The following is a 22,489-nucleotide window of genomic DNA, read 5'->3' as shown; positions in this document are numbered from 1 at the left end:
GCTTCCTCCAGGGAAGTAAACTCATGCTAAAGGAGCAGATTGAGATCTGGTAAATATCAATTGTTACGATATAAGTAAAATCTAAAATAAATAATTCGAATGAAATGATGATAATTATAATGAATGAATTCGTGTAATGCATATAAAATAAAAATTATACATATCGGTATTAATGCCGTATTATCCACCCGTTATATGCCTTTTATTGTCATCCAAATTTTTATGTTGCCGCCCGTTCCTGAGAATGGTTTTATTGATCGGTAAAATGACAAGCCCGAATTCATATTCGGGCTTTTTTTATGGGCTGAAAAAAACGTCAGTAGATTAGCTTTCGGTAGTCGGTTTTTCTGCCTTACCGGCCAGCTGCGCGAGGAAGTCGTAGCGTTTTTGCAGGTCTGCCGTTGCATCCTTCCACAGTTGTTCCGCGACTTCCGGCTGTTGAGCGTTCAGGCGACGGAAGCGCTGCTCGTTCAATAGCGTCTCAGCCAGCGCATCTGACGGCGGACGGGAGTCCAGCGCCAGCGGGAGTTTGCCCTCATCGGCACGACGCGGGTCAAAGCGATACAGCGGCCAGAAACCGGTGGCGGTCAGCTGACGCATCTGATCGTGGCTCAGCGCCAAATCGTAACCGTGCTCTTCGCAAGGGCTGTAGGCGATAATCAGCGACGGACCCGGGTAAGCTTCCGCTTCCTGAATGGCTTTTACCGTCTGATTCAGCTGGGCGCCAAGCGAAATCTGCGCCACATAAACATGACCGTACATCATCATGCTCACGCCGAGATCTTTACGCGCCTTGCGCTTGCCGTGCTCGCCAAACTTCGTGACGGCTCCCAGCGGCGTAGCCTTCGATGCCTGACCGCCGGTATTGGAGTAGCACTGGGTATCGAGCACCAGAATATTAACGTTTTCGGTCAGACTCAGCACGTGGTCGAGACCACCGAAGCCAATATCATAGGCCCAGCCGTCGCCGCCAATCAGCCAGATCGATTTTTCCACCAGCGCGTCGGCATCGGTTAACAGCTCCTTCGCGCCTTCTTCATTTGCCAGTACCTTGCGCAGCTCGGCTATCTGCTCGCGGCGCACCTCAGGCGTTGCTTCTGCGTGCAGCGCATCGTTAAGCTCGGGCGGAAGTTTATCGGCGAACTGCGCCAACAGACGCATGACGCGCTGCCGATGCTGATCGACGGTAAGTCGGAAGCCAAGCCCAAATTCGGCGTTATCCTCAAACAGCGAGTTGGCCCAGGCCGGCCCGCGACCATTGGCATCGGTGGTGTAGGGCGTGGAAGGGAGGTTGCCGCCGTAAATCGATGAACAGCCGGTGGCGTTGGCAATCAGCATTCGATCGCCGTAGAGCTGAGTCAGCAGTTTGATATATGGCGTTTCGCCGCAGCCGGAGCAGGCGCCGGAGTATTCAAACAGCGGGCTGATCAGCTGTGAGGTGCGGATATCGATACGTTCCAGCTTGCTGCGGTCCATTTCCGGCAGGTTGAGGAAGTAGTCATAATTCACTTTCTCTTCTTCAACATGCTCAAGGCGCGACATCATATTGATGGCCTTGATTTCCGGGTTCTGCCTGTCTTTTGCCGGACAAACTTCGACGCAGAGATTACAGCCGGTACAATCTTCAGGTGCGACTTGCAGAACGTATTTCTGACCGCGCATATCGCGGGATTTGACATCAAGGGAATGCAGGCTGTCCGGCGCATTTTCCATTGCCTCCGGGGAGACCACTTTCGCACGGATTGCCGAGTGCGGGCAGGCGGCCACGCAGTGGTTACACTGGGTGCAAAGCTCTTCCTTCCAAATCGGGATCTCTTCGGCGATGTTGCGTTTTTCCCAGCGGGTAGTGCCCATTGGCCAGGTACCATCCGGCGGCAGAGCGGATACCGGTAGCGCATCGCCGAGCCCGGCCAGCATCGCGGCGGTGACGGTTTTTACGAAATCCGGCGCGGCGTCGGAGACGACCGGTGGGCGATTCGGGCTGTTGCCGTCAACCGGCCGTAGCGGCACTTCCGCGAGCGACTCGCGGGCCATCGCCAGCGCCTGCCAGTTACGCTCCACCAGCTCCTGGCCTTTGCTGCTGTAGCTTTTGGCAATGGCCCCCTGTAGCTCCGCCAGCGCGTTATCGCCCGGCAGGATCCGCGTCAGGTGGAAAAAGGCCATCTGCATAACGGTGTTGATACGCGCCCCCAGGCTGCATTCACGGGCGATTTTTGCCGCGTTGACGATATAAAAACGCGCTTTTTTCTGATTGAGGGTGGCCTGGACTTCTTGTGGCAAACGGGACCAGACTTCATCGGCGCTGTAGGGCGTATTAAGCAGGAAAATACCGCCGGGCTTCAGACGTTCCGCCATCTGATATTTATCGATAAACTGCAGCTGGTGACAGCCGACAAAGTCGGCCTGCGAAATCAGATAAGAAGAACGAATCGGCTTCTCGCTGACGCGCAGATGTGAAACCGTCAGCCCGCCGGCCTTTTTCGAGTCATAGACGAAATAGCCCTGCGAGAACCACGGCGTAGAGTTACCGATAATCTTGATATTGTTTTTCGTAGCCGAGACGCTACCGTCGCTGCCGAGCCCGTAGAAGAGGGCTTCCAGTTTCGCTTCCGAGGGGAGCGTATTTTCGACCAGCGGCAGGGAAAGATTAGTGACGTCATCGTAGATGCCGACGGTAAAGCGCGGCTTGGGTTTAGCGGCGCTCAGCTCCTTGAAGATGGCCAGGACACACTCCGGACCGAACTCTTTTGAAGAGAGGCCATAGCGTCCGCCAATGGTGCGCGGCAGGGTTTCTCGCTCGCCGCGGTTAAAGGCTTCGGCCAGGGCGGTCATGACGTCGAGATAGAGCGGCTCGGCCTGGGACCCCGGTTCTTTGGTGCGGTCCAGCACCGCCACGGCTTGGGTGCTCGGCGGTAAGGCTTCAAGCAGGTGCGCGGCAGAGAAGGGGCGGTAAAGACGAACTTTTAGCACGCCGACTTTTTCACCGCGGCTCAGCAGCTCATCGACCACTTCTTCACAGGTACCGATGGCGGAGCCCATAATGACGATTACGCGCTCAGCCTGCGGATGACCGTAAAACTCAAAGGGTTTGTACTGACGTCCGGTGGCGGCGGCAAAATCATCCATTGCCGTTTCGACACACTCATAGACCGCGTTGTACCACGGATTCGTCGCTTCACGTGACTGGAAATACGTATCCGGATTAGCTGAGGTGCCGCGGATAACCGGATGTTCCGGGTTCAGGGCGCGCTGGCGATGTTCATCAATTCTTTCCTGCGGCAGCAGGCTACGAATGGTATCGTCTGCCAGTGGAGCGATTTTGTTGATTTCGTGCGAGGTACGGAAGCCATCAAAGAAATGAATGAATGGCACGCGACTTTGCAGCGTGGCGATATGTGAAATCAGCGCAAAATCCTGAGCTTCCTGAACGCTGCTGGCGCAGAGCATCGCGCAGCCTGTCTGACGTACGGCCATCACGTCGGAGTGATCGCCGAAGATAGAGAGCGCGTGGGTGGCCACGGTACGGGCGGCGACGTGCAGCACAAACGGCATCAGCTGGCCCGCCAGTTTGTACAGCGTCGGGATCATCAGCAGTAAACCCTGCGATGAAGTAAAAGAGGTTGAGAGCGCACCGGTCTGCAGCGCACCGTGTACGGCGCCGATCGCCCCGGCCTCCGACTGCATCTCGACGACGCGGGGGACATCGCCCCAGACGTTTTTCAGCCCGTTGCCAGCCCAGGCATCCGCCTGCTCCGCCATTGTGGAGCTGGGCGTGATCGGGTAGATGGCGATAACTTCACTGGTGCGAAACGCGACTGAAGCAACCGCGCCATTACCGTCAATAGTGATCATATCAATACTCACATTGCTAAATATTTGAAAAAAACTTTTTATGCCCAGTGATGCAACCTGGGCACTCGCTTATCTCTGCTTTAAAACCGCTATCGGCGCGATCCTGTCGCTGGCTAAAAATGCATCTCTGATCAGCCTGAGCGCGCTCAAAACGCGACCCGCTTCAGTTCGCGCAGGGCGTAGGGTTTGCGATACCGTGTTTAAGTATAGACCCCTGAGCAACAGGCTTTTTTGATCTCCGGTAGCGATAAAATCCATAATTTAGATAAATTAATTCAACTTATTACAGCGTTGTTTGCTTATAAACGACAGCCTACACCAAAATCACAGGCACCATTTTTCCATAAGTAGCAGTGTTGACGGTGGGGGGAGCAAAGCGTTGAGAACGATAATTTCGCGTACATTACCTATAGGTAATTTAATGGCACTTTGCTATATTTTAGATACCTGCTGGTAACTGGTGTTAGACAGATTACGATGGATAAATACGAAATCAGACGTCAGCGCTTGATCTATATCCGTGATAATTTATGCGGCGGTAAAGCTGTTGATGTAGCCCGAACCCTTGGGCGGGAGCCTTCTTACGTTTCCAGGATGCTCTACCCGGAAGGCAAGAAACAAAAGAAAAGGATAGCTGACGAGATGGTCGATCTTATTGAATCTTCTTTCAATTTGCCCCGCGGCTGGATGGACGGCATTAGCGGAAGTATTGATATCGAACGAGAACCGGTGGAAGACACACCTCAGATGCAGTACGTCATTGAGGTTCTGGACGCTCAGGCCAGCGCGGGACCAGGATGTATTGTCTCAAGCGAGGTTGATGAAACGGTCAACAGTATCACCTATGACACTGCCGGCGCGCTGAGGCTTTTTGGTAACCGGCCCGCAGAGCATATCAAGGTGATTACGGTTTCCGGCGATAGCATGTCCGGCACCATCGAGACCGGTGATTACATCTTTGTTGATGTCTCAAAAGATTACTTTGAAGGTGACGGTATCTATGTCTTTTCGTTCAAAGGGGCGGTGTTGGTGAAGCGTCTTCAATTCACGGCGGATGGCCTGCTTGTGCATTCAGATAACCGCAAATATGCCGACTGGACGATCGGCGAAAGCCATGAACAGTATCTGAAAATTATTGGCCGCGTGATCTACAGCCATAGCGTTAAACGGTTTGTTTAACGCTTTACTAGCGTTCAAACGCTCCTCCCGTTCCAGCCTTAAGTATCAAGTCCAGCAGGTAAAATTTCCCGGCAGGCTTTTTAAGCACCGGGTTTACCTGCGCTGGATGCGAGAAATCATGTCCAGCAGCCCTTTTTATGTTGGCAATCTGGCGCATCGCCCGCCTGCATCGTTTCCCACCCGCCGAAACCCTGCCTTGTAACTAAATTTTGAATATTTTCAGAGGGTTATTCTAATCGCATCATAAAATATACCTGCAGGTATTTATTTTTAATTAACCCTGAGGTATTCTTTCTTCATCGACTTGAAACACATCGCGTTATCGTCGGTGAAATACAACGATTCGAAAATGAATCTACGTGGCTGAAAAGCCAGCACCATAACGCAATGCGCTTTGGGGTGAAGCCAGCGGGAGAGGATTCATCGCCGACGCACCGTCAAAGCTCATTAAGGAGACCGCAATGTCCCGTAAAACCGCGTTTCATGGTTCCGCTGCCGGTCGTCGCCGTGCGCAGCGCTCGCACTTACAAAATCCACAAGCCCTCAGTTCAGAACGCCTCCACCGGCCTACGCCTTCTCGCGCTCAGATTCAGGCTAAGGGAAAGCACCATACGCCAGCGCGTATCGAGGACGCATTGCCCATTAACTTTGTTGCCCAGGATATTTTTTGGCAGCTTGAGGAATATAAACGGCAAATTGCGCGTGCCACCATTGTTTATCAGCAAGAATTTTCACACCACTATGCGCAACCTGGGACCTGGCTCTGTCACAGGGCCATCTATGCGCTGGGTTTGCAAAAAAGAAAAAAGATTACGGCAAAGTAAAAGCATTAGCATGATGCTGCTTTCCTTCGCCATTCGTTATGACCATCAGGAATGTCAGTGAAAGAAGGGAGGGTGAATGTCCGATCCTGTTTCCGGTACGTCGGCAATTGTTACTGGAGGATTAATGGCAGCGAGTCTATTTGGCCTGATCGCAGGTATTGATTATGGCGTTGTGTTCGGCGCATTTGCTGGCGCCGTGTTTTATGTGGCGACCGCAGTAAATATTTCACGTTTCAGACTGGCTGCCTATTTTATGACTTCCTTTATTGTCGGCGTATTGGGCGCCGGGTTAATTGGTACGAAGCTGGCAATCTGGACCGGATACAGTGAACGGTCTTTAGACGCGTTAGGCGCCGTACTGCTATCCGCGCTGATTATTAAGATACTCACATTTCTGAATAATCAAGATCTCACCGAATTGTACAAAATACTCACCCGCAACAATAGTGAACGGCCAAATGGAAAATGAACTGCCGGCGCTGATTAACGCAATTGTCTGCGCTTTGATCACTCTGAACTTGATGTTTTATCGCCGCGCGTGCTACCGAAGACATCGGCCATGGATATCATACACGGCATATTTACTGGTACTTACCTATGCCAGCATACCGTTTCGCTATCTTTTTGGCCTGTATGAATCGACCCATTGGTTAGTCGTCAGCGTCAATTTTTTTATACTTATTACCGTATTCCTCGTCAGGGGGAATATCGCGCATTTAATCGATAAATGAGGGATGTATGAATAAAGATGAGATTTTTAACGCCATTTTGGATAAGGAGGGCGGCTATGTAAATCATCCGGACGATCGAGGTGGCCCAACAAATTGGGGGATTACTCAGGCCACTGCCCGCGCGCATGGTTATGATGGACCTATGCAAAAACTGCCGCGCCAGCAGGCGCTGGATATTCTCAACGCGGACTACTGGATTGCGCCCCGGTTCGACCATGTTGCTGAGATATCTACCCCGCTTGCTGAAAAACTGTGTGATGCCGGGGTCAATATGGGCACCATTCTGCCGGGTAAGTGGCTTCAGCGATGGCTAAATGCCTTTAATCATCGCGGAGTGCTGTATCCGGACCTCATGGTCGATGGTGCTATCGGCCCCAGAACGATTAACGCCTTAAGCCAGTATCTTATTCGCAGAGGCAGTGAAGGTGAGACGGTACTATTACGAGCATTAAACTGTAGTCAAGGGCAATATTATCTGGAGTTGGCTGAAAGAAACGATGCTAATGAATCCTTTATCTATGGTTGGCTCAGGGTTCGAGTAATGAGTTGACCGGCAATAAAAAATCTGCTAATCCAAAGCAGAATATCCCCTTTTACAGGAATTACCTTAAAGCACAAAGTTTATACTACAGCAAATGGAGGGTATGCCATGCTAATTTCATTTTTTTAATAGCAGATGAGCCGATAATGTATCGCAACGTTATGATATAACCCAAGGTTAATCTGTCGATGATTAATCTATCAAGAAAACCAGATTACTAAATTTTATTAAGGATGAAAATATGCAATTCATAGCACTGCCGTGGGCAACTTTGCAGGCTATCTACAGAGCAAAAAATGGTGAGGTTGTTGAAGGGAAATATGTCCGTGTGGCAGGGAACTTCATTAACCTTTGGGACCCCTCTAATGAAAGTGCCGATCGCGTCAATATTACGCCGGTCTTTCAGATGGTTTTTCGCAATCTTGATGATGGTGTTCTTTATTTTTCCGGGCGTGTGATGTTTTTTGATAAAGCAAAATCAGAGCACGATGCCTATTTCCGTCATCCGTTTGATGATGTCGATTCAAGCGTGATGACACAAGCCTATGCGGTAACCAATACGCAATATCTGGCTGGAACATTCTATTCTGGAGTTGTGCCAAATTAATGACCCTACGCCCGGCTAAATCGGCATAGCCCTTAGCCGGGCATTTTTATTGAATGACAGGAAGAGAAAACAGCTCCGCTGTAGAAGATATGTTTGCAGAATAAAGAATGATATCTTTACGTGCAACGACCCAATCGTATCATGACGATGTGTCACACCCACACTGAGAGATTAATGCGTTCATGCAGACAAACTGCTATCGCGAAAAAATTGCTAAAAAATGTTAACACAACGCATAAATACGTACTTCGCCTCTCGACGCGGCGCGCTGAGCTGCCTATTATTCTTGAGCTTGTTCATTTTAAGATGTATCTGAGGGGAGAGAAGATGCGAGCTGCGTTTTTAGTGGGATGTGCTGCGCTGCTACTGTCGGCGTGTAGTAGCAATGATGAACCTGTTCAGCAGGCAACGGCGGCGCACGTGTCGCCAGGGATGCGTGCCGCGATGAGCAGCAGCGGGCAGGCGAACTGCGCCATGGTCGGCGGCTCGTTATCCGTAGCCCGCCAGCTTGATGGCTCCGCTATCGGCATGTGCGCATTACCGAACGGCAAGCGATGCAGCGAGCAGGCGCTGGCAGGCGGAAGCTGCGGTAACTATTAATTCATCAGGTCGGCGAGCTTATACACCAGCGTCTGGTCGGCGGTTGCCAGCGTCAGCTGCGTTTCCGTCAGGTCGACCTGCGCACCGTCGCGCAGCATTTTGCTCAGCGTGGCGTCCAGCGCGCTCAGCTGCGAGTCCGTGCAGAGCATGCGGGTCATCGCCAGCTCTTCAACCTTCAGCTCGCCGTCAGAGACTTTACCCGTGCCGCTAAAGCGGTTGCACATATTGCCTGAAACGTACATATTGCCTGTTATTGGCATCTTTTCGCCAAAGCTCAGCTCCAGCGGCTTATCGGCGGCTTTCAGCGGTTGACCGTTGACGCTGGTCAGCACAAAACGGTGGTGCTGAAGCTGTTCCGCTCTGGTCGACACTTTGCTGTTATAAACGCAGCCCGATAGCAACATTCCCGCCGCCAGCAGCGCAGCAATCTTGTTCATTTAATCTCCATAAATATTTATCACATCAATAAATGAAGGGGATTGTAACTTTATCGCAGGGGATATCTGTGGGGATTATCTGAATGTGCCCCCCGCGGAAGGGGAGCACAAAAGGGCAAGGAAAATCAGACCAGTGCGTTAGGGCAGGTTTCGTCAGCATCCACCTGACGCAGGTTGTCGAGGGTGGTCTGCGAGATACTGATCAACGCCTCTGCGGTCAAAAACGCCTGGTGACCGGTAAACAGAACGTTGTGGCAGGCGGAAAGACGGCGGAAGACATCGTCCTGAATAACGTCGTTAGACTTATCTTCAAAGAACAGATCGCGTTCGTTCTCATACACGTCCATCCCCAGCGCGCCAATTTTCTGGTGCTTCAGGGCATCGATCGCTGCCTGCGAATCGATAAGCGCGCCGCGACTGGTGTTTATGATCATCACCCCATCTTTCATCCGATCGAACGCGGCATGGTTCAGCAAATGATAGTTCTCATCGGTCAGCGGGCAGTGCAGGGAGATAACATCGGACTCCCGGTATAGCGTTTCCAGATCGACATACTCCACGCCCATATCCAGCGCGGCGGCGCTTGGATAGGGATCAAACGCCAGCAGGCGCATACCGAAACCTTTAAGGATGCGCAGCGCGGCAACGCCAATCTTACCGGTGCCGATAACGCCGGCGGTTTTACCGTGCATAGTGAAGCCGGTCAGCCCCTCAAGGGAGAAGTTAGCATCGCGAGTGCGCTGATAGGCGCGATGAATGCGGCGGTTCAGCGACATCATCATGCCGATTGCGTGCTCAGCGACCGCTTCCGGCGAGTAGGCCGGGACGCGTACTACCCGCAGGCCCAGCTCTTTCGCGGCGTCGAGGTCAACGTTGTTGAACCCGGCGCAGCGCAGCGCGATGTACTTCACGCCGTGGGCTTTCAGTTCTTCAAGTACCGGGCGGCTACCGTCATCGTTAACGAAAATGCATACCGCTTCACAGCCGTTGGCGGTTTTGGCGGTCTTTTCGGTGAGCAGGAAGTCAAAAAATTCCAGTTCAAAGCCGTATGCATCATTGACATGCTGCAGATACTTCTTGTCGTACTGTTTCGTACTGTACACAGCGATTTTCATAAGACTTTTCTCCAGTGATAATACCGTCACGGTAGCATAATTAAAATAATCTTACAATTATTAAAAAATAGTTTAATTGCCAGGCTATAGTAATAATTCTAGAGCATATCGCTGAGTTAAGAAATCTCTTTAAAAGACAATACGTTTCACCAAAAATTGAGGCTTAAAGCGCCTGGCGCCAGCAGGATTAACGGCCACAGCAAGCCGGAACTGACGTTGGCCAGCTGGAAACGGCGGAAGGACGTCCCGCTGGCGCCGGTTACCAGCGGCACGGTGGCGCGCAGGGGGGAAAGAAAGCGGCCAAAAAAAACCGCCCATGCGCCGTGGCGGCGCAGGAACAGCTGGCCGCGCGCGAGACGCTCGGCGTTAAGCCAGCGAATACGATACAGATGATGCTGGTAATGACGGCCGGTTAGCCATGACAGCCAGAATCCGCCGATTGCGCCGAAGCTGGCGCTCATCCACATTAACAAGAAATGCCCGGCGCTGGCCGAAGCCAGGGTGCCGAACAGCAGCAGACCGGAAGTTCCCGGAATCAGCAGCGAGATAACGGCGCAGGATTTGGTGAACGTCAGCAGGAAAACCATCAGTAATACCAATGAATAGTGGCCCTGAGCGTACGCCATCAGCGAGATAATTAAGTCCACAGCAGCATCCGTTTACGTTCCCGGTGGGTGACCAGTGTCGCAGGAGAAAACTAAACCCCGGCTAAATGGTCTGCTGGTGAATCACAGGGCGGCGACTACGCTTAAACGGGATGGGAACTTTAACTCGCAGGTCGAACGTGCCACAATGACGGCCTCTCGGCTTTTACTTATTTCGAATCAGGATATTAGCTGCCCATGAAGGGTAAATATAAAGCCGCCATCGCGCTATTATTAGCACTCGTGCTGCTACCGCTGGCTTTGCTGTTGACGCTCACCCACTGGGTGCCCACGCTGGCAGGCATCTGGCTACCTGCGGGCACCCGAATCTCCCTCAGCGAGAGCCCGCGCCTGACGCGCTCTTCCCTGCGTATTCCGGATTTACGCTACCTGGTAGGCGACTGCGAAATCGCGCGTGTCGCTAACGCCGAGCTCTCCCGCCCCAGCCGCTGGCGTTTACATATCACTGAGCTGGATATTAACAGCGCCTGCCTGAATAAATTACCGCACAGCGAAGCCGCGCCGGGGGCGCCGAAAACCCTTGCCGAGTGGCAATCGATGCTGCCATACAGCTGGCTGACGATTGAAAATCTGCGTCTGTCGCCGTGGGAGAAATGGCAGGGGCGTCTGGTGATGTCGTTGACCCCGCAGCAGCAGGATATCGGTTACGCCGGAGAAGAGGTCTCTCTCTTGGCGCGCCTGCGCGGCCAGGCGCTGACGGTCAGCGACTTTTCCGCGCGTCTGGTAGAAGGCCAGGCGCCGGTGAAGCTGGTGGGCGAGTTTCAGATGCCGCTGGTGCCGGACGGTTTGCCGGTTGATGGTCATCTGTTTAGCACTTTTGAATTTCCTCAGACACCCGGCCTTGTCGACGCCGAACTGGAGTGGCATGAGAATCGCGGGCAGCTGTTGGTCACGCCGCGTGGTGAAGTGGAGCCGATTCTCGACCTGCCGTGGGAAATCACCCCGGATCGTATCGCTATCAGCGATGGCCGCTGGCACACCGAGTATGCGGGCAATGCGTTAAGCGGTCGCGTTGCGCTTTCGGTGGGTAACTGGCAACAGGGCACCGAACAGATGCAGGTCAGCGGGCGGTTGAACGTGCTTACCCAGGGTCAGGCTGGTAAGGGTAATGCCGTGCTCAATATTGGCCCCGGTAAGCTGAGTATGGACAGCAGCGACATGCCGCTACAGCTGACCGGCGAGGCCAAACTTGGCGATCTGATTTTTTACGCCAGACTGCCCGCGCAGCTGAGCGGTCCGCTTATCGCGCCGATCCTCAACTTTCATCCTGGGGCGCTGCTGCGTTCGCGCGGGCGGGTCATCGACTCACTGAACATCGATGAAATTCGCTGGCCGCTGGCGGGCGTCACCGTGACGCAGCAGGGCGTGGATGGCCGCCTGCAGGCCATTCTCCGCGCCCATGAGCAGGAGATGGGGGATTTTACCCTGCATCTCGACGGCCAGGCCGACAATTTTATGCCCGACCGCGGCCGCTGGCAGTGGCGCTACTGGGGCGATGGCCATTTTACCCCGATGCAGGCGCGCTGGGACGTTAAAGGCGCGGGTGAATGGGTTGATAGCGCCATCGTGCTCAATAGCCTGTCGACCGGTTTCGATAAGCTGCAGTATGGTTCCATGCTGGTGAGCACGCCGCGCCTCACCCTGGATAAACCGATTCACTGGCTGCGCGATGAGCAGCATCCGCGACTGACCGGCGCGCTGTCGCTGGATGCCGGAAAAACCACCTTCAGCGGCGGCAGCGAACTGCCGCCGTCAACGCTGAAATTTAACGTTGAGGGTCGCGATCCAACCTGGTTCCAGTTCAATGGTTCCCTGCATGCGCAAAAAATTGGCCCCGTCCGCGTCACCGGACGCTGGGACGGCGAGCGCCTGCGCGGGCAGGCGTGGTGGCCGAAACAGTCATTAACCGTTTTCCAGCCGCTGGTGCCGCCGGAATGGAAGATGAACCTGCGCGAAGGTTCACTGTACGCCCAGGTCGCGTTCTCTGCCGCCGCCGGTCAGGGCTTTGAGGCGGGGGGGCACGGGGTGCTCAAAGGCGGCAGCGCCTGGATGCCGGATAACCAGATCAACGGCGTCGATTTCGTGCTGCCGTTCCGCTTTAGCGAAGGCATCTGGCAGCTTGGCACCCGCCATCCGGTTTCGCTGCGCATTGGCGAAGTCGTCAACCAGTTTACGGCGCGCAATCTGACGGCAGATCTTCAGGGAGCCTGGCCCTGGAGCGAAGACGCTCCTTTACAGTTGAGCAACGTCAGCGTCGATATTCTCGGCGGCAAGCTAACCATGCAGCAGCTGCGGATGCCGCAGCACGACCCGGCGCTGCTGCGCCTGCAGAACATCTCCAGCAGCGAATTAATTAGCGCCATTAAAGTGAAGCAGTTCGCCGTTTCCGGCCCGTTCAACGGCGCGCTGCCGCTGTGGCTGGATAACGATAAATGGATCATTAAGGACGGCTGGTTCAGCAATCCGGGGCCGATGACGATGCGCCTGGATAAAGACACCGCTGACGCGCTGGTGGCCGACAACGTCTCCGCCGGGGCGGCCATTAACTGGCTGCGCTATATGGAAGTGGCCACCTCGTGGACGCGGATCAATCTCGATAACCTCGGCGTACTGACGCTGAAGGCGACCATCAGCGGCACCAGTCGGGTAGAGGGCAAAAGCAACACGGTGCACTTAAACTACTCCCATGAAGAGAATATTTTTGACCTGTGGCGCAGCTTGCGTTTCGGCGACAATCTGCAGGCGTGGCTGGAGCAGAACGCCAGACTGCCCGCCCAGCGCTGCCAGGACAGTCATACCTGTAAGGAACAACAATAATGATCAAACTATTCACCGCTTTTCTGGCAACCATGCTGCTGGCGGGCTGTACGCCGCGTATTGAAATTGCGGCGTCGAAAGAGCCGATCACCATCAATATGAACGTCAAAATTGAACATGAGATTCATATCAAAGTGGATAAAGACGTTGAGAATCTGCTGAAAACCCGTAGCGATCTGTTCTGAAGCGATGATGAGAAAACGATGGTTAATCGCGACGCTGGCGCTGGCGTTGTTGAGCACTCAGGCGCTGGCGTTAACCCTAAGCGAAGCGCGGCAGCAGGGGCGAGTCGGCGAAACGCTGAACGGCTATCTTCAACCGCTGCGCCAGGATAAAGAAACCCTGGCGCTGGTTAAACAGATCAACGCCGCCCGCAGCGACAGCTATCAGCAACTGGCGGACGACAACAACCTGCCGGTGGATCAGGTGGCGAAAATGGCCGGGCAGAAGCTCGTCGCCAGGGCGCAGCCTGGCGAGTATGTGCAGGGCCTTAACGGCAAATGGCTGAAAAAATAGCTATCGGCAGCGCTTGCGATACTCCCCCGGCGAGACGCCGAAGCGCTGCTTAAAGGCGGTGGAGAAATGGCTATGATCGCTGAAACCCCAGCTGTAGCCGATCCCCGCCAGCTTTTCATCATCATGGGCGCTTTCCAGCGCGCGGGCGCAGAGATCGAGCCGACGATTCTTGATATATTGCGCCACCACCAGCCCCTTTTCCGCAAACAGGCGGTAAAGACTGCGCACCGACATACCGGTTTCGCTGGCCAGCCACTCCGGGCGCAGATGTTCCGCCTGAATCGACTCATCGATTAACGCCATGATTTTCTGAAACTGTTTATCGCGCCGGGTGGGCTGGGCCTCCTGATGGTGCAGCATGGGGCGCAGCAGGCAAACAATCGCCTCCAGCGCCGCTTTGCTTTCGCTGGCCGATAGCTCGGGGCTGTTCATGCTCTCATGCAGCAGTCGCTGACTGAGCTGGACCATCGGCAGGGTTTTTGCCAGCCGGGTGGCAATGCTGATTTCACTGCCGCGCAGTTGCTGTTCCAGCAGCGACCTTGGCAGCAGCAGCGAAGCCTGACGCGAGGTTTGCTGCCAGATTATTGAACAGGGGCGAGAAGCATCAATCAGGGTGATATCGCCGCTCTCCAGCATCGCCTGGCGACCGTCCTGCTCGATTGTCGCCTGACCTGAGAGCTGGAAGACGGTATAAAACCAGGCGTCGTTATCGCGCTGGATCTCCTGCCGGGTACGGTAGAGGTTGATGCCGCGAGCGGTTACCGTGCTGACTTTCAGGTCGCCCGCATAGCTGGCGTCTATCTCACCGTGAAAATTATCATCCAGCGGGCGAGCGGCGAACTGGCCGCACACTTGATTGATTTTGGCTAACCAATGCTGGTAATCCTGTCCACGATTTGCCGTACTCATCGCGCATCCCTTGTAATGGTAATGTTTATGCATTGTTGCATTTATGATGCCGGAGACAAGGGTAAAAGGCGGAGTATATGAAAGAACTATTACCTGCTGCACATTTTTTGTCCGCGAAATCCCCTTAATTGCGGCGCCTGTCACAGCGGCAAAAGCGAATGTCACAGAGAAAAAAGCGTGAATCGCGCCCCCGGCATAGACTGAAACCACTATCCGCGAACAATAAGGAAGGGGTATGTCCACATCAGAGGTCGCGCTACTCGCCAGCGTACAGCAGTTTTTAGACAGGCAGCATGGTTTATATCTCGACGGCGCACAGCAGGCGGCAGAGAGTGAAAAGCGCTTAACCGTCTGGAACCCGGCAACCGGCCAGGCTATCGCCAGCACCGCGGACGCCAGTGCCGCCGATGTCGATCGGGCAGTCATGTCTGCCTGGCGCGCCTTCGTTTCCCGCAGCTGGGCAGGGCGAACGCCCGCCGATCGCGAACGTATTCTGCTGCGCTTCGCCGATCTGGTTGAGCAGCATGGCGAAGAGCTGGCGCAGCTGGAGACGCTTGAACAGGGGAAATCGATTAATATTTCCCGGGCCTTCGAAGTGGGCTGTACCCTGAACTGGATGCGCTATACCGCCGGGCTGACCACTAAAATCAGCGGACGGACCCTGGACGTGTCGATTCCCTTCCCGCCGGGTGCGCGCTATCAGGCGTGGACCAAAAAAGAACCGGTGGGGGTTGTCGCCGGGATCGTACCGTGGAACTTCCCGCTGATGATCGGCATGTGGAAAGTGATGCCCGCGCTGGCTGCAGGCTGTTCTATCGTCATTAAGCCGTCGGAAACCACGCCACTGACCCTGCTGCGGGTAGCGGAACTGGCAACCGAAGCCGGCGTGCCGGACGGCGTCTTTAACGTGGTGACCGGTAGCGGGACCGGGTGCGGTGCGGCGCTGACCTCTCACCCACACGTCGCTAAAGTCAGCTTTACTGGATCAACGGCGACAGGCAAACAAATCGCCCGCGTCGCCGCCGACCGTCTGACCCGGGTCACGCTGGAGCTGGGCGGTAAGAACCCGGCTATCGTGCTGAAAGATGCCGATCCGCAATGGGTTATTGAGGGACTCATGACCGGTAGCTTTCTCAATCAGGGGCAGGTATGTGCCGCCAGTTCGCGCATTTATATCGAAGCGCCGCTGTTCGATACGCTGGTGAGCGGCTTCGAGCAGGCAGTGAAGTCGCTACAGGTGGGGCCAGGCATGCTGGAGAGCAGCCAGATTAACCCGGTAGTGTCGCAGGCGCATTGCGCCAAAGTGGCGGCCTATCTTGATGACGCCCGTCAGCAGAAGGCAGAACTGATTAGCGGTAATATAGGGCCGGATACCCAAGGATACTATATTGCCCCAACGCTGGTAATTAATCCCGACGCCGGGCTGCGCCTCAGCCGGGAAGAGGTTTTCGGCCCGGTGGTAAACCTGGTGCGCGTGGCCGACGGCGAAGAGGCGCTGCGCCTGGCCAACGACAGCGATTTTGGCCTGACCGCCAGCGTCTGGACCCGCGACCTGAGCCAGGCGCTGAGCTATACCGATCGCCTGCAGGCGGGAACGGTGTGGGTTAACAGCCATACGCTGATCGACGCTAACCTGCCGTTCGGCGGCATGAAGCAGTCCGGCACCGGCCGTGATTTCGGTCCCGACTGGCTGGACGACTGGTGCGAAACGAAGTCGGTCTGCGTGCGCTACTAGCGGCCTGTCTTCCCCCGGTGGCGGCTGGCGCCCTACCGGGGTTACAGGCGTGCAGTTTGTGAATTCTGCTGCTATGCCTGTGAAAAACCTCGCTGCACAATACCTTTTTTAGTTCGTTACCTGTTGATGTCACTCAGAGCGTTAGGGTGGCTAATGCAGCAGGTATTCAGTGATTGCAAAGCGTTTGTCTAACACATAATGTAAATATATTGTGATAATAAAATTTGCAGGGTTCAGGTCTTATGAATATCAAAGTTGCAAACACTGGAAACGCAGAGGAGTGCTGGGCGCTAAGGAATCAAGCCATTCGGTTTGGATGTAAGGGCAGTTATAGTGATGAGGTTATCAGCGCCTGGACGTCAGATTTGATGCCGGATGGATTTCGTGAATTAATGACCAAAGAATTTTTTTTCATCGGGCAAGATGATGAAGGAAAGATCATCGCTACCGCACTCCTTGACGTGGCCACCAACACACTGAAAGCCTTCTACGTTCTCCCCGAGCTCCAGGGGAAAGGAATCGGGACCAGATTCCTCTCTGCACTTCTGGATGAGGCGAGGAAGTCAGGAATGCAATTTCTGGAGTTATCATCTACGCCAAATGCTCGTTTTTTTTATGCCAGCCGGGGTTTTGTTTTAATCGGCGAAAAAGCGTATACATCCTCTGTCACGGGGACAGACCTACTCTGTTTTGATATGAAAATGGTGCTTTAACGAATTTAAAATTTTCTAAGGTATCATGGCAACGCTGGCAGTAAACCCCGCCGCTAGTTCAATCCCTTCTGGCACCTTTGCTAAGTGAATACGCACAGGCCCTCGCTTTGCAGGCCGCACCGAGATAAAGCCGGGATTGACATCCGGCAGCCCCAGCCGCCCGTTTCTTCATAGGCATCATCGCTGCGTCTCCGCGCTGCCGATGCTGCGTCGCCATGCGCCGGGCGCCTGGCCGAACTGACGCTTGAAGCTGCGGTTGAAGGACTGCTGGGAGTCAAAGCCGAGGGCGATCGCCACGTTCAAAATCGGTTCATCGCTGTGGGCTAAGCGCTCGACCGATTTTTGCAGCTTTTGCACGCGAATATACTCGCCGAGAGGATAACCGGTATGCTCTTTGAATATCCGCTGCAGGTGCCATTTCGAATAACCGGCGCGCCTGGCGACGGTCTCAATATCCAGGCGGCTATCAAGATTGTTGTCGATCCAGTCGAGTAAATCGTGAATGAATGCGCCAGTGTTCATCCGGTTCCCCTCGCACAGCTTAGCAAAAAGTATTTGTGTTTGTTGCATTTAAAAATGGATCGCTTTTAGACTAATTGCAAGTTTTATTGTTGCATTTAAAACCCTGGCAGCATTGCACCTTTTCTCTGCGCCGGGAATAGCACATAAAGTGCAACAATTATTCTTGCACTAAATTTAGCGCCTTCCTACAATCGCCGCGAATAGTGTATTCGCAACTGTTACATTTTTGTGGCGATGACCGACACAAATAGCCTAAAGCCTGTCCGGACAAAGGAAGTGGCGCGGCGTCTCCCGCTGCGTCTTGCCCGGCGGCTACCCATATCGGAATAAAAATAATGAGCCTGCAAAAAAACTGGGGTAACGTTCATCTGGCTGCGCTGGGCGCGATGCTCCTCTCCGCGCTCCTTGTCGGGTGCGATGAGGGGGCCGCGCAAAACGCCGCGCCGCAAGCGCCCGTGGTAAGCGCCGCTGACGTAATTGTGAAATCCATTAGCCAGTGGGACAGCTTTAATGGTCGGATTGAAGCGGTGGAAAGCGTTCAGCTTCGCCCCCGCGTTTCCGGCTACATTGATAAAGTGAACTACGCCGATGGCCAGGAGGTGAAAAAGGGGGAGGTGCTGTTCACCATTGATGACCGTACCTATCGCGCCGCGCTGGAGCAGGCGCAGGCGACACTGGCGAGAGCCAAAACGCAGGCTAGCCTGGCGCGAAGCGAGGCTAGCCGCACCGATAAATTAATCAATACCAACCTGGTCTCCCGCGAAGAGTGGGAGCAGCGCCGTGCGGCGGCCACCCAGGCGCAGGCTGATATTCGCGCGGCGCAGGCGGCGGTTGACGCCGCGCAGCTTAATCTGGACTTTACTAAAGTGACCGCGCCTATCGATGGCCGCGCCAGCCGCGCGTTGATCACCAGCGGGAACCTGGTCACCGCCGGCGACAGCGCCAGCGTACTTACCACGCTGGTATCGCAGAAGACGGTTTACGTCTACTTTGACGTGGATGAGTCCACTTACCTTCACTATCAACATCTCGCCCGCAGCGGGCAGGGCGCGTCCAGTAATCATCTGGCGCTACCGGTAGAAATTGGCCTGGTTGGCGAAGAGGGATATCCCCATCAGGGCAAAGTGGATTTTCTGGATAATCAGTTAACGCCGAGCACCGGCACGATCCGTATGCGTGCGCTGCTGGATAATGCCCAGCGTCAGTTCACGCCTGGACTGTTTGCCCGCGTCCGCCTGCCGGGCAGCGCCGAATTTAACGCCACGCTAATCGACGATAAAGCGGTGCTGACCGATCAGGATCGCAAATATGTTTATGTGGTTGATAAAGATGGGAAAGCGCAGCGTCGCGACATCACGCCGGGACGCCTGGCCGCCGGCTTACGCATCGTGCATAAAGGCCTGAATCCGGGCGATAGAGTCATCGTCGATGGGTTACAAAAAGTGTTTATGCCGGGGATGCCGGTTAACGCGAAAACCGTCGCCATGACCACCCGCGCCGCCCTTAACTGATCCCCTATCTGAGAATCCGACCCATGGACTTTTCCCGCTTTTTTATCGACAGGCCGATCTTCGCCGCGGTACTGTCGATTCTGATTTTTATCACCGGATTAATCGCCATTCCACTGCTGCCGATCAGCGAATATCCTGACGTCGTACCGCCCAGCGTGCAGGTGCGCGCGGAGTATCCCGGCGCCAACCCGAAAGTGATTGCTGAGACCGTGGCGACGCCGCTGGAAGAGGCGATCAACGGCGTTGAAAACATGATGTACATGAAATCCGTCGCCGGCTCTGACGGCGTACTGGTGACTACCGTTACCTTCCGCCCGGGTACCGATCCCGATCAGGCGCAGGTTCAGGTGCAAAACCGGGTCTCGCAGGCCGAGGCTCGTCTGCCGGAAGATGTGCGGCGTTTAGGCATCACCACGCAGAAACAGTCGCCGACTCTGACGCTGGTGGTGCATCTGTTTTCGCCCGGCGGTAAATACGATTCCCTGTATATGCGCAACTATGCCACGCTAAAAGTGAAGGATGAGCTGGCGCGACTGCCCGGCGTCGGGCAGATTCAGATTTTTGGATCGGGCGAATACGCAATGCGCGTCTGGCTCGATCCCGACAAGGTAGCGGCGCGCGGGTTGACCGCCTCGGATGTGGTGACGGCGATGCAGGAGCAAAACGTCCAGGTTTCCGCCGGGCAATTGGGCGCCGAGCCGCTGCCGCAAGAGAGCGACTTCTTAATCTCCATTAACGCCCAGGGGCGCCTGCATACCGAAGAAGAGTTTGGCAATATTATCCTGAAAACGGCGCAGGACGGCTCGCTGGTCCGCCTGCGCGATGTGGCGCGTATTGAAATGGGTTCCGGTAGCTATGCGCTGCGCTCCCAGCTGAATAATAAAGACGCGGTTGGGATTGGTATCTTCCAGTCTCCGGGGGCCAACGCTATCGATCTGTCCAACGCGGTGCGCGCTAAAATGGACGAGCTGGCGAAGCGTTTTCCGCAGGATATGCAATGGGCGGCCCCTTACGATCCGACGGTTTTCGTTCGCGATTCCATTCGCGCGGTCGTGCAAACGCTGCTGGAAGCGGTGGTGCTGGTCGTGCTGGTGGTGATCCTGTTCCTGCAAACCTGGCGTGCGTCGATTATTCCGCTGATCGCGGTGCCGGTCTCGGTGGTGGGGACGTTCAGCATCCTCTATCTGTTAGGCTTTTCGCTAAATACCCTAAGTTTGTTCGGTCTGGTGCTGGCTATTGGGATCGTGGTGGATGACGCCATCGTGGTGGTGGAAAACGTTGAGCGAAATATCGAAGAAGGATTGGCTCCGCTTGCCGCAGCGCATCAGGCGATGCGTGAAGTTTCCGGGCCGATTATCGCCATTGCGCTGGTTCTGTGCGCGGTGTTCGTGCCGATGGCGTTCCTCTCCGGGGTCACCGGTCAGTTCTACAAACAGTTTGCGGTGACGATTGCGATTTCCACGGTGATCTCCGCCATCAACTCGCTGACCCTCTCTCCGGCGCTGGCCGCTCTACTGCTTAAGCCGCACGGTGCGCCGAAAGACTTCCCGACCCGGCTTATCGATCGTCTGTGCGGCTGGATTTTCCGTCCGTTTAACCGCTTTTTCCACCGTAGCTCGAACGGCTATCAAGGGCTGGTGGGGAAAACGCTCGGGCGCCGCGGGGCGGTTTTTGTGGTCTATCTGCTGTTGCTTTGCGCCGCCGGCGTCATGTTTAAAGCCGTCCCTGGCGGGTTTATTCCCACCCAGGATAAGCTCTATTTGATTGGCGGCGTGAAAATGCCGGAAGGCTCTTCGCTGGCGCGCACCGATGCGGTGATCCGCAAAATGAGCGAAATCGGAATGAATACCGAAGGCGTGGATTATGCGGTGGCGTTTCCCGGTCTTAACGCGCTGCAGTTCACTAATACGCCGAATACCGGGACGGTCTTTTTTGGCCTGAAGCCGTTCGACCAGCGTCAACATACGGCGGCGGAAATTAACGCTGAGATCAACGCAAAAATTGCGCAAATCCAGCAGGGCTTTGGCTTCTCTATTTTACCGCCGCCGATTTTAGGACTGGGCCAGGGGTCCGGCTATTCGCTCTATATTCAGGACCGCGCCGGTCTTGGCTATGGCGCGCTGCAAAACGCGGTGAACGCGATGTCCGGTACCATTATGCAGACGCCGGGGATGCATTTCCCCATCTCAACCTACCAGGCTAACGTTCCGCAGCTGGATGTGCAGGTCGATCGCGATAAGGCCAAAGCCCAGGGCGTGTCGCTGACCGATCTGTTCGGTACGCTACAAACCTATCTGGGATCGTCTTACGTCAATGATTTTAACCAGTTCGGGCGGACCTGGCGGGTGATGGCGCAAGCCGACGGGCCGTTCCGCGAAAGCGTGGAAGATATTGCCAATTTGCGTACCCGGAATAATCAGGGCGAAATGGTACCGATCGGCAGTATGGTGAATATCCGTACCACCTATGGGCCGGACCCGGTGATTCGCTACAATGGCTATCCGGCGGCGGATCTGATTGGCGATGCCGATCCGCGCGTACTCTCATCCTCGCAGGCGATGGCGCAGCTGGAGGCGATGTCGCAGCAGATACTGCCGAACGGCATGAATATCGAATGGACGGATCTGAGCTTCCAGCAGGCGACTCAAGGCAATACGGCGCTGATCGTCTTCCCGGTGGCGGTGCTGCTGGCTTTCCTCGTGCTGGCGGCGCTGTACGAAAGCTGGACGCTACCGCTGGCGGTGATCCTTATCGTACCGATGACCTTACTCTCGGCGCTGTTTGGCGTCTGGCTGACCGGCGGCGATAATAACGTATTCGTACAGGTGGGGCTGGTGGTGCTGATGGGGCTGGCCTGTAAAAATGCGATTCTGATCGTCGAGTTTGCCCGCGAGCTGGAGCTCCAGGGAAAAGGGATTATGGAAGCGGCGCTGGAAGCATGTCGCCTGCGTTTGCGCCCGATCGTGATGACCTCCATCGCCTTTATTGCCGGGACGATTCCGCTGATACTCGGCCACGGCGCAGGCGCGGAAGTGCGCGGCGTCACCGGGATCACGGTGTTTTCCGGTATGCTGGGGGTTACGCTGTTTGGTCTGTTTCTGACGCCGGTGTTTTACGTGACGCTGCGTCTATTCGTGACGCGCGGTAAAGCGGTGAAGGACGTGATGCCTGCGTAGGACAGGCTGCCGCAGTGAAGAAAAACCGCTTTCCCTGTG

The 22,489-nt window shown here is 55.0% G+C and carries 20 protein-coding genes; 14 read left to right on the top strand and 6 right to left on the bottom strand.

All coding sequences use genetic code 11. The annotated features are described in order from the left end of the window. Nucleotides 1-324: 324 nt before the first annotated feature. Entirely contained in the window at nucleotides 325-3,852 is a 3,528-nt protein-coding gene (gene nifJ, locus ABLV75_RS14460) for a pyruvate:ferredoxin (flavodoxin) oxidoreductase (RefSeq protein ID WP_004112595.1), read from the bottom strand. A gap of 477 nt (nucleotides 3,853-4,329) precedes the next feature. Here nifJ and ABLV75_RS14455 point away from each other — a divergent pair, with 477 nt between their 5' ends. From ABLV75_RS14455 to ABLV75_RS14425, 7 genes are all read left to right on the top strand, one after another. Beyond that, on the top strand, nucleotides 4,330-5,031 hold the full coding sequence (locus ABLV75_RS14455) for a S24 family peptidase (protein ID WP_004101609.1): 702 nt from the start codon (nucleotides 4,330-4,332) through the stop codon (nucleotides 5,029-5,031). Nucleotides 5,032-5,492: 461 nt separating this feature from the next. Beyond that, nucleotides 5,493-5,855 carry a hypothetical protein gene (locus ABLV75_RS14450; RefSeq protein WP_004101611.1) on the top strand — a complete coding sequence of 121 codons (363 nt, stop codon included), beginning with the start codon at nucleotides 5,493-5,495 and terminating at the stop codon, nucleotides 5,853-5,855. A gap of 76 nt (nucleotides 5,856-5,931) precedes the next feature. After that, entirely contained in the window at nucleotides 5,932-6,324 is a 393-nt protein-coding gene (locus tag ABLV75_RS14445; protein ID WP_004101612.1) for a phage holin family protein, read from the top strand. Next, entirely contained in the window at nucleotides 6,314-6,586 is a 273-nt protein-coding gene (locus ABLV75_RS14440; protein ID WP_004101614.1) for a phage holin family protein, read from the top strand. Before ABLV75_RS14445 ends, ABLV75_RS14440 begins: the two co-directional genes overlap by 11 nt. A 7-nt stretch (nucleotides 6,587-6,593) precedes the next feature. After that, a complete protein-coding gene (locus tag ABLV75_RS14435) occupies nucleotides 6,594-7,136 on the top strand; it encodes a putative peptidoglycan-binding domain-containing protein (protein WP_004101616.1) in 543 nt (180 codons plus the stop codon). Between the two features lie 232 nt (nucleotides 7,137-7,368). Further along, nucleotides 7,369-7,734 (top strand): hypothetical protein, encoded by a 366-nt coding sequence (locus ABLV75_RS14430; protein WP_004101619.1) that lies wholly within the window; start codon nucleotides 7,369-7,371, stop codon nucleotides 7,732-7,734. 327 nt (nucleotides 7,735-8,061) lie between these two features. Further along, the gene (locus tag ABLV75_RS14425) at nucleotides 8,062-8,334 is read left to right on the top strand and encodes a DUF333 domain-containing protein (RefSeq protein WP_004101621.1); all 273 of its coding nucleotides are present in this window, start codon (nucleotides 8,062-8,064) and stop codon (nucleotides 8,332-8,334) included. Here the strand turns inward: ABLV75_RS14425 and hslJ are convergent. The 3 genes from hslJ to ABLV75_RS14410 form a co-directional block, all read right to left on the bottom strand. Next, a complete protein-coding gene (gene hslJ, locus ABLV75_RS14420; protein ID WP_004101623.1) occupies nucleotides 8,331-8,771 on the bottom strand; it encodes a heat shock protein HslJ in 441 nt (146 codons plus the stop codon). The genes ABLV75_RS14425 and hslJ overlap by 4 nt on opposite strands. 125 nt (nucleotides 8,772-8,896) lie before the next feature. Further along, entirely contained in the window at nucleotides 8,897-9,886 is a 990-nt protein-coding gene (locus ABLV75_RS14415; protein ID WP_004101625.1) for a 2-hydroxyacid dehydrogenase, read from the bottom strand. Between the two features lie 146 nt (nucleotides 9,887-10,032). Then, nucleotides 10,033-10,533 carry a DedA family protein gene (locus tag ABLV75_RS14410; protein ID WP_004101627.1) on the bottom strand — a complete coding sequence of 167 codons (501 nt, stop codon included), beginning with the start codon at nucleotides 10,531-10,533 and terminating at the stop codon, nucleotides 10,033-10,035. A 195-nt stretch (nucleotides 10,534-10,728) separates the two neighbouring features. On the opposite strand from ABLV75_RS14410, the gene ABLV75_RS14405 reads away from it, so the two are divergent. From ABLV75_RS14405 to ABLV75_RS14395, 3 genes are read left to right on the top strand one after another with little or no spacing between them, the layout of a single operon-like run. Continuing rightward, nucleotides 10,729-13,368: a YdbH family protein gene (locus ABLV75_RS14405; RefSeq protein WP_004101629.1), complete on the top strand. Its 2,640-nt coding sequence runs from the start codon at nucleotides 10,729-10,731 to the stop codon at nucleotides 13,366-13,368. Then, nucleotides 13,368-13,553, top strand: coding sequence for a YnbE family lipoprotein (locus tag ABLV75_RS14400; protein WP_004101631.1), 186 nt, complete (start codon nucleotides 13,368-13,370; stop codon nucleotides 13,551-13,553). The genes ABLV75_RS14405 and ABLV75_RS14400 overlap by 1 nt, the downstream gene beginning before the upstream one ends. A gap of 7 nt (nucleotides 13,554-13,560) precedes the next feature. Continuing rightward, nucleotides 13,561-13,884, top strand: a complete 324-nt coding sequence (locus tag ABLV75_RS14395; protein ID WP_004112635.1) for a YdbL family protein — start codon at nucleotides 13,561-13,563, stop codon at nucleotides 13,882-13,884. Here ABLV75_RS14395 and feaR read toward each other — a convergent pair whose 3' ends face one another. Beyond that, complete coding sequence (gene feaR / locus ABLV75_RS14390; RefSeq protein WP_017146000.1) at nucleotides 13,885-14,793, bottom strand: transcriptional regulator FeaR; 909 nt, start codon at nucleotides 14,791-14,793, stop codon at nucleotides 13,885-13,887. Between the two features lie 235 nt (nucleotides 14,794-15,028). On the opposite strand from feaR, the gene ABLV75_RS14385 reads away from it, so the two are divergent. Further along, complete coding sequence (locus tag ABLV75_RS14385; protein WP_004101638.1) at nucleotides 15,029-16,528, top strand: aldehyde dehydrogenase family protein; 1,500 nt, start codon at nucleotides 15,029-15,031, stop codon at nucleotides 16,526-16,528. A gap of 242 nt (nucleotides 16,529-16,770) precedes the next feature. Further along, nucleotides 16,771-17,241 (top strand): GNAT family N-acetyltransferase, encoded by a 471-nt coding sequence (locus tag ABLV75_RS14380; RefSeq protein WP_004101640.1) that lies wholly within the window; start codon nucleotides 16,771-16,773, stop codon nucleotides 17,239-17,241. Between the two features lie 177 nt (nucleotides 17,242-17,418). Here ABLV75_RS14380 and ABLV75_RS14375 read toward each other — a convergent pair whose 3' ends face one another. Next, entirely contained in the window at nucleotides 17,419-17,763 is a 345-nt protein-coding gene (locus ABLV75_RS14375) for a helix-turn-helix domain-containing protein (protein WP_004101642.1), read from the bottom strand. 335 nt (nucleotides 17,764-18,098) lie between these two features. On the opposite strand from ABLV75_RS14375, the gene ABLV75_RS14370 reads away from it, so the two are divergent. Further along, on the top strand, nucleotides 18,099-19,274 hold the full coding sequence (locus ABLV75_RS14370; RefSeq protein ID WP_004101644.1) for an efflux RND transporter periplasmic adaptor subunit: 1,176 nt from the start codon (nucleotides 18,099-18,101) through the stop codon (nucleotides 19,272-19,274). A 23-nt stretch (nucleotides 19,275-19,297) separates the two neighbouring features. Continuing rightward, nucleotides 19,298-22,450, top strand: coding sequence for a multidrug efflux RND transporter permease subunit OqxB (gene oqxB / locus ABLV75_RS14365; RefSeq protein ID WP_017145998.1), 3,153 nt, complete (start codon nucleotides 19,298-19,300; stop codon nucleotides 22,448-22,450). Nucleotides 22,451-22,489: the final 39 nt, after the last annotated feature.

It is taken from the genome of Klebsiella sp. CN_Kp066, from assembly GCF_040065135.1.
Taxonomy (GTDB): Bacteria; Pseudomonadota; Gammaproteobacteria; order Enterobacterales; family Enterobacteriaceae; genus Klebsiella; species Klebsiella oxytoca.
The sequence above is the reverse complement of the archived record's forward strand: the minus strand, read 5'-3'. Positions and strand labels throughout refer to the sequence as shown.